Source organism: Kitasatospora sp. NPDC001539 (assembly GCF_040298565.1).
Classification (GTDB): Bacteria; Actinomycetota; Actinomycetes; order Streptomycetales; family Streptomycetaceae; genus Kitasatospora.
Genome location: NZ_JBEPAK010000490.1, coordinates 1 through 1,262, shown reverse-complemented (window position 1 = coordinate 1,262; position 1,262 = coordinate 1). Strand labels below are relative to the sequence as shown.

The 1,262-nt window shown below is 76.3% G+C and carries 2 protein-coding genes; one reads left to right on the top strand and one right to left on the bottom strand.

Annotated features, from left to right (window positions below; all coding sequences use genetic code 11):
• Positions 1–19 precede the first annotated feature (19 nt).
• The gene (locus ABT247_RS33510; protein WP_350750388.1) at positions 20–535 is read right to left on the bottom strand and encodes an STAS domain-containing protein; all 516 of its coding nucleotides are present in this window, start codon (positions 533–535) and stop codon (positions 20–22) included.
• 209 nt (positions 536–744) lie between these two features.
• Between ABT247_RS33510 and ABT247_RS33505 the strand changes: the two genes are divergently transcribed.
• The gene (locus ABT247_RS33505; RefSeq protein ID WP_350750386.1) at positions 745–1,038 is read left to right on the top strand and encodes a helix-turn-helix transcriptional regulator; all 294 of its coding nucleotides are present in this window, start codon (positions 745–747) and stop codon (positions 1,036–1,038) included.
• Positions 1,039–1,262 lie beyond the last annotated feature (224 nt).

Genomic DNA, 1,262 nt, shown 5'->3' with positions numbered 1-1,262 from the left:
CTTCCCGGCGTGAGCCTGCTCAGCCGCCGGGGCCGCCGCTCGCGCAGCCGGCGGCCGAGCCGCCTGCGGAGCCGTCCACCCAGCCGTTCGCGGTGCCCCCGCCGCCGTCCGCCGCGAGGGCCCTGCGGACGCTGTCGCACACGGTGAAGACCTGCTCGGCCCCGGTGATCTCGAGCAGCCGCCTCATCTGGGGCCCGGGGGCCGCCAGCGCGACCGGGATCCCCGCCGCCTCGCGCCGGACCTTGAGCAGGGCGTTGAGGCCGGCCGAGTCGCAGAAGTCCAGGCGGGCGAGGTCGACGACCAGGCGCGGCGGGGCGTCCTCGACCGCCGCGGCGAGGGCGGCGTCGAGCGCGCCGCGCTGCTCCATGTCGGCCTCGCCGTCCAGGCGCACCACGCGGGCCCGGCCCGGTAGGTCCAGCGTGGTGATCCGCAGCCCGGGGCGGTCCCCGGGCTCCGGCGCGGAGGGCTGGTCCGATCCGTCGGGCGCGGGCGTCCCCGCGAGGGTGAAGGGGACGCGTCCGCCGTAGATCGCCATCAGTCTGCCTCCGATCTCCGCGGGAGGCCGAGCGGCCCGGGCACCCGCTCCTCCGGGTCCGTCGAACCCCGGCCGATCACGGTGTCGCCCCGTGGCAGCACACGGGCGAGTGCCTCTCCACTGTTCGCCGCGCCTCCGCGCCTGTCAAGGGTTACACGAATATGATGTCGTGTTTCTGCTGTCGCGAGTCCCGGTCTTATCCTTGATCCGTGGACAACGGCGGAGACATCACCCGACAGTGGACCTTCCTGACGAACCACGCCCGCGTGCTCGTCCAGATCGCCCGGGACCCCGGCATCCGCGTCCGTGACATCGCCGCCCGCTGCCTGCTCACCGAGCGGGCCGTCCAGCGCATCATCGCCGACCTCGAGACCGCCGGGTACCTCAGCCACGAACGCCGCGGCCGTACCAACCACTACAGCGTCATCGACGGCAAGCAGCTGCGCCACCCCGCCGACGCCGGCCCCACCATCGCCGAGCTCCTCTCCGTCCTGCTGCGCTGACCGCGCCACCGGTTCCGAGGGCGCCCCGCACGCGGCCCCGAAGCGGTCCCGCCGCCGGCCGCGCCGCCGCTCCGGCCGCGGACCAGGACGCCGACACGGCCGGACGCCGGTGACGGGGGGCCCGCCCCCGCGGGCGGGTCCGCCGCCACCCACCCCGGGTAACGGGTGCCCCGGGTAAACTGGGCGGGGGGGCGCCACCGGGAGGCCCCCCCCCACCCCCGGCG

Coding starts and splice junctions, on each gene's coding strand:
- ABT247_RS33510 (WP_350750388.1), bottom strand. CDS start 535: ATGGCGATCTACGGCGGACGCGTCCCCTTCACCCTCGCGGGGACGCCC.